The organism is Nitrosomonas communis, assembly GCF_024102715.1.
Taxonomy (GTDB): Bacteria; Pseudomonadota; Gammaproteobacteria; order Burkholderiales; family Nitrosomonadaceae; genus Nitrosomonas; species Nitrosomonas communis_B.
On sequence record NZ_JAGFJM010000067.1, the window covers coordinates 1 to 2526 of the forward strand.

Here is a 2526-nt window from a genome sequence, read left to right on the forward strand (position 1 = left end):
ACAATCCGAACGTGGAAATCATCCATCGCGGCAAGTACAAGTCACTAACGAGGCAGCAGCGACGATGGCTTAAGCGTCGCCAAGCTGTGGAGCCAGCAATCGGACACTTAAAATCAGATCATCGGATGGATCGTTGCTGGTTATTCCATTTCTATTCCAAAAGTGAATTGATAATCCAGGGCCATGCAACGATGGATTGAACACATTCACGATCTTTTTCCATGTCACGCATTGCTGCTTCCAGGTGATTCTCAAGTGCGTCCAGGCTGTCGAATACGCGGTTATGGAATGACTTCTCCCGTAACTCATCCCAAAGATTCTCAACAGGATTGAGTTCCGGTGAGTAGGGCGGTAGCATGAGTAAGCGCAGATTAGGTGGAAGCTTAAGGGTGTGACTGCGATGCCATCCTGCCCCATCGAGCACCAGGATAATCCGGTCATTGGGATGACGCGACGCTACTTCATCCAGAAATATCTGCATGCAATGACTATTAACCTGAGGCAGGATAAGTGTATCCAGTTCGCCATCAGCAACCGACACCGTAGCGTAAGCATAGACATATTCCTGTGTGATCATTGCCTGGCATAGCGGACGCAGAGGTTTGGGGCACCAGCATCGGCGTGTGTCGGAAACACGCCCAAAGCGGGCTTCATCCTGAAACATCAGACGCAACGGTCCTTCTGCTTGCCACTCTTGGTCAATTTCTGTGAGGGTATCTCGAAGTTTTTTTTCCACTCATCCTGAGCGAGCACGTCTGCCTTGGGATGGCGTTTGTCAGGAGCCAGCTTGCGCCAGCCATGACGGTGCAGTAGGTTATAGGTGGCTGCGAGCGATGTCTTGCGCTTTAAGCGTGCATCAAGTGCTTGCTTGATTTCGCTCACAATCAAAATACCTCCTGCCGATGCTTTCTCTATAAAGGGCGCTAGAAAAGCAACTTCTTCTTCACGCGAAAGATTCTCGCGCCGTCGTCCACCACGGCTAGGCCTGGTTGTATCACGTATGCCGCCACTGCGGATTAAACGCATTCGAAGTTGGCACGCCCAGCCTACTGAAGTGCCTATCGCTGCAGCTGTCTGCTTCATTGATAAGCCAAATTCCAAAGGCAGCACTACAGCCTGCGCCTGCCTTAATTCTTCTATTGTTCTTGCATTAATCAGCAAATCTTTTGCTTGTTCCAGCACCTCTTTACCACTCGCTACTCGTGCCATCACAATATTTCCTTTCATAAGTTGCTTCTATTATTGCACTTATGAAATAGAAATGGAATTAGACGCCATTGATCTTCTTTTATCGCAACTACAATGGCGTTCGCAATATAACAGGTGCTTTGATAAAAATAACCAACTATGCCAAAAGCGTGATAGAGCAAACTCGTCGACATTTTGAAAAGCCTCATCATTAAAAAATAATAGCGACTTGACGTGGTCCAATAGACCCGGACACTCCAGTTAAGAGAAAATTGACTTAATTGGAGGAAGAAAAGTTGAAGAGAAAACAATACACAAAAGAATTCAAACTGGATGCAATCAGTCTGGTTGTGGATCAGGGATTTACGATAGCAGAGGCTGCCAGGAGCCTGGAAATTAGGGCTAACATGCTTGGGCGATGGATCAAGGAGAGCCAGGCGGATACTAATGGTCAGGCATTTCGAGGTAATGGGAAGCTGACACCGGAGCAGGAAGAAATTCGGCGGCTTAAGATAGAAAACAAGCAATTAAAGCTTGAGCGGCAAATATTAAAGGAAGCGGCGGTCTTCTTCGCGAAAGAAACGAAGTGAAATACTCGTTCATCACCCAAAGAAAGAAGACCTACCCGGTCGGTTTGATGAGCTGGCTATTGGGTGTCAGCCGAAGCGCTTATTATGACTATGAGCAACGCTGCAGCAATCGGCCCGATGATTTGCACCATAGACAAGTGCTTGATGCCGTGCTGGATATTGCAAAATCGTGCGATTACACCTACGGTAGTCGCAGGATGAAACGGGCGATGAATGCATCAGGTTATCCGGTTGGCCGCTGGAAAACGAGGAAACTCATGCGTGAGGCTGGAGTGACTGTAAGGCACCGGAAGAAATATAAGGTGACGACGGACAGCAATCACCAGCTGCCAGTGTTTGAGAACCAATTGAATCGGCAATTTACGGTTACCAGACCGGATCAAATCTATGTTTGTGACATTACCTACATTTGGACTCAGGAAGGCTGGTTGTATCTGGCGGTTGTCATCGATTTGTTCTCCAGAAAGGTGGTGGGTTGGAGTATGAGTTCACGGATGAAAGCGAATCTGGTTTGTGATGCATTGCGAATGGCAATCTGGCTGCGCCGACCAGAGCCGGGACTGATAGTACATTCGGATCGTGGATCACAGTATGCCAGCAAAGCATATCGCAGATTGCTGAAAGCACATGGGTTTGTAGGGCAGTATGAATCGTTTGGGAAATTGTTGGGATAACGGTGTGCCACGAAGGCGCAAAGAAGGACGCAGTCCTTCGAGCAGCTATGCTGCATGAGAGATGAGGGTAGGCC

General features: G+C 48.1%; 2 protein-coding genes and 2 pseudogenes. 2 read left to right on the plus strand and 2 right to left on the minus strand.

Annotated elements, in window-relative coordinates:
- Nucleotides 1-143 (plus strand): annotated as a pseudogene (locus tag J5I83_RS06410) (IS5/IS1182 family transposase); the annotation flags it as partial.
- 8 nt (nt 144-151) lie between these two features.
- Here J5I83_RS06410 and J5I83_RS06415 read toward each other — a convergent pair.
- Both J5I83_RS06415 and J5I83_RS06420 read right to left on the minus strand, forming a co-directional pair.
- Nucleotides 152-736 carry an IS630 family transposase gene (locus J5I83_RS06415; RefSeq protein WP_304054296.1) on the minus strand — a complete coding sequence of 195 codons (585 nt, stop codon included), beginning with the start codon at nt 734-736 and terminating at the stop codon, nt 152-154.
- Nucleotides 664-1227: a winged helix-turn-helix domain-containing protein gene (locus J5I83_RS06420; protein ID WP_304054297.1), complete on the minus strand. Its 564-nt coding sequence runs from the start codon at nt 1225-1227 to the stop codon at nt 664-666. Before J5I83_RS06420 ends, J5I83_RS06415 begins: the two co-directional genes overlap by 73 nt.
- A gap of 257 nt (nt 1228-1484) precedes the next feature.
- Between J5I83_RS06420 and J5I83_RS06425 the strand changes: the two are divergent.
- Nucleotides 1485-2459: pseudogene (locus J5I83_RS06425) on the plus strand (IS3 family transposase); the annotation flags it as partial.
- Nucleotides 2460-2526: the final 67 nt, after the last annotated feature.